This is a genomic window from Nostoc sp. JL34 (assembly GCF_017114945.1).
GTDB lineage: Bacteria > Cyanobacteriota > Cyanobacteriia > Cyanobacteriales > Nostocaceae > Nostoc.
Genome location: NZ_JABXKQ010000003.1, coordinates 1 through 3,545 on the forward strand (window position 1 = coordinate 1; position 3,545 = coordinate 3,545).

Below are 3,545 nucleotides of genomic sequence, written 5' to 3' on the forward strand. Positions count from 1 at the left end.
GAATGGCACTAAGAAAAGGGAAAATCATTGAGGCAGCAGGGGTGCAGAGGAGCAGGGGTGCAGAGGAGCAGAGGAGCAGGGGAGAAAGAAGAAGTTTAAGGTATTGCGTTCGGATATTTAAAAATTCCTCTCTGCACCCCTGCACCCCTGCACCTCTGCAATCCTTACACTGCCAACCCTTCAGCTTAACTTAGTGCCATTCGACACTGTTCCTTACTTGATTCTGGTTACGGAAATGGTAAATCTCCTGATGATGCAATATTTACCAGGTATTTAAGAACAGGTATATAAATTTACTATGTCTTAAACCGGAAAATATACATTTTGCTATATCTGTTAAAGATTATTTTACTTTTACAGATACAGGTATTTATGCTTAAGCAATATTATTTTTTAGTAAAGAATAACAGTTGATAAATTCTAATTAATCAGGATATAACCTGTTGTTAATTTTTATTGATTATATTTTAGGACAAACTTAGGAAAATTCAGGCATTTAGGTAACTTAATTAGCAAATAATCTATTTTTCATAGCAAGTTATCTCATATTCAAAATGTAGAAAATTTCACGTAAATACTAATGGCTTTTCTGTCAATAAGTAGAGTTTGTCTGTATTAAATTTTTTTGATCAAAATAGAGGAAGTTTGATGTCTACATTCAGCCGGAGACAACTTTTAATATTTTTTGCAGGCAGTGCTGGTGCTGCTGTGTTGGGAGACAAAATCCTGAATGGTGTTATTAGCATTGCGTCAGCAAAAACTAAGCTACTAAGCTTTACACCAGTGCGCTTACCTCATCCCCTACCAATTTATAAATACCAAAAGAATTTCTTGCCCACAGGAATCGGTCAGGGAAAAGTAGAAAATGCATCTGCGGATGTGAAGTTAAATAGCTACAACGTCATTGATGATTTGGTAGTGCCGCCAGAGTACGAACGTTATGTAATTGTCAGTTGGGGCGATCGCGTGTTTCCCAACAAAGATGATTATTTCGGCTACAACTGTGATTACACGGGTTTTGTTCCCATTGGTAGAACCAACGATGTCGGCTATTTGTGGGTTAATCACGAATACGTTAGTTTCCCTTTTTCTGTCTTAGCACCAGGAACTCCCTCGGATGTAAAAGCATCACCCGACGCATTCCAGGAGGTAATTGGGTGGGCTTTACCCTCTGCCAAAAATATTGAAGTTGAAGGAGAATTTTTATATAACCAAGGCGGATCAATTATTCGCGTCTCTCGCCGTAACGCCAAGAAGCATTTTGCTGTGGTCAGCGATGATGCCCGAAATCGCCGCATTCATGGTCTGTCTGGATTGGGAATTAATAGTCAACGGAATGATGATTACAAAAACATTACTTCTTGGGGAAGTCGTAGCCACCAGAAAGGTGACCAAAACTATTTAATAAGTACTGGCCCAGCTGCAACTGAAGTATTTAACCTGAGTTCTGATAAACTTGGTAACAAAATTATTGGTACTGCCTACAACTGTTCTGGTGGTACAACTCCTTGGGGAACTATTTTATCTGCCGAAGAAAACTTTCAAAGCAGTGTTACAGAAGCAGTTAAGCCTGATGGCACTCAGACAGATTACACGAAAGATACTATAGGTAAGACTTTTGGTTTAGTTGGGGAAAAATACGGCTGGATTGTCGAAATTGACCTCGTAAATCCGAATTTTCGCCCTCGAAAACACACTTGGTTGGGTCGTTTCCGCCATGAAAATGTTGCCATCCGCGCCCAATCAGGCAAGAAATTAGTCGCCTATATGGGTGATGACAGACGTGGCGGACATACCTGGAAATTTGTCAGTAAAGGTACTATTTCCTCACCAACTAGTAAAGCTAACAGTAGCTTGTGGGAAAGCGGTACTTTATACGTTGCCCGTTACAATCCAGACAAAACTGGTAAATGGATACCTTTACTCTTAAGTACTGCTACCAATCCAATTTCACCATCAATTATTTCTTCTCAAGAAGGTAACGTCTTAGATGAAAAAGTGAAATTTTTACCACTACCGAAACGAAATGGCGTTGCAGGTCAAACTGAAGACGGTGGTATCTTTAAATGCGATCGCACCAACGAAGCGACATCACTACCTAATTATCAGAATAAGAAGCTATCTGACTTTTACCCCACCCAAGGCGCTGTTCTCAGTGATGCTTTCTTAGCGGCGAACTTGGCTGGAGGAACACCCACAGCACGTCCAGAAGATTTAGAAGTACATCCCTTCACTAAAGAGGTGTTCATCTCCTATACCGATGGTGCGCCAGGAAGCGACGGCTATCCAGATTCGCGGATTTTCCAAGTTGCCAAGGTAAGTACCGATGTCAATGCCACACAGCAGTCAGGCGGACTATACAAAATTATTGAAGATAGTGCCGATGGCACAGGTTTAACCTTTCGCTGGGAAAGATTTGCCCAAGGGGGAGAAGCCGGATCAGTTGATGGGGCTGGTTTTGCTAATGTCGATAACCAGGTGTTCGACAATCAAGGTAATGTTTGGGGTGTTACAGATATGTCTACTGGCACTCACAATGGTTTTGATATCGGTGCAGCTGGCACTCCAACCACCATCGATCACAAAATTAGTGGTGATGTTTCTAAGTTTACAGGAGTTTTTGGTAATAACTGGCTGTTCTTTATCCCCACTAGTGGAGCCAATGCAGGACATGTAGTACCCTTTGCCTATGGGCCAGTGCGTTGCGAGATGACTGGGCCAACTTTTGTGGAAGATACACTGATTCTTTCAGTACAGCATCCTGGTGAAGATTGTCCGATTAATGATGGCACGATCCTAAGTCGTAGCATTGAATTACTGGATTTGAATGGTACAACATTTAATCAGACTCGCACTGTACCTCGCGGTAGTAGTTGGCCTAGTAACATCAATGGTCAACCTACAGGTGTCCCACGTCCATCTGTAATTGCTATCCAGCGAAAGAATCGGACTGGGAGTTTTGTTTAGCATTTTCTGTGCGTGTAAAGAAGTTGTCATTCAACTTCTTTACATAAAATATCTAATAAAATTGGAATTACAGATGCACACAGATAATTTATCTGTGTGCATAATTTGTATAATCACCAAGCTAAATTGTTTAGTTGAAAGCTGGTTACAACTTCAGAGACTGACTAAGTACAGCATTTCATTTTTTCTTGCGTTTGAGACATAATCCCATAACACCAGCGATCGCACTTCCACCAAGAGTCATCGGTTCTGGTACAGGCTGACCCTTAGAGTAACTTACTGTACCCACCTCTGTTGCAGACAATAAGTCGGCACTCAGAATGCTAGAAAATTTTGTTCCTCCTCTATTGGGATTGCCTGGATCATCTCCAATGAAGAACTGATCTTCAACCAAGTAGCTTAGTCCTAACAGGTTGCCATTTGTAAAGTTGACTACAGGAGATAATGGGTAATCAAAATCACTAGTTTCTGTATACCGTGTACCCAAGTAGTCAAACGCAATGGCTAATCCATTGCTAACCCCTAAGTAAGACGAGGTGAAAAAACCAAACTATGTAAAGATAAGTAAATACGTACAA

Annotated in this window: 3 protein-coding genes; 2 read left to right on the plus strand and 1 reads right to left on the minus strand. The window is 41.0% G+C overall.

The annotated features are described in order from the left end of the window. Together HWQ44_RS00040 and HWQ44_RS00045 are read left to right on the plus strand one after the other, a co-directional pair. The coding region (locus HWQ44_RS00040; RefSeq protein ID WP_292713362.1) for a hypothetical protein at positions 1 to 194 on the plus strand (194 nt) is incomplete at its 5' end. A gap of 454 nt (positions 195 to 648) precedes the next feature. After that, positions 649 to 2,967 (plus strand): PhoX family phosphatase, encoded by a 2,319-nt coding sequence (locus tag HWQ44_RS00045; protein WP_292713363.1) that lies wholly within the window; start codon positions 649 to 651, stop codon positions 2,965 to 2,967. Positions 2,968 to 3,145: 178 nt separating this feature from the next. Here the strand turns inward: HWQ44_RS00045 and HWQ44_RS00050 are convergent, their stop codons facing one another. Beyond that, entirely contained in the window at positions 3,146 to 3,454 is a 309-nt protein-coding gene (locus HWQ44_RS00050) for a PEP-CTERM sorting domain-containing protein (protein ID WP_292713365.1), read from the minus strand. Positions 3,455 to 3,545 lie beyond the last annotated feature (91 nt).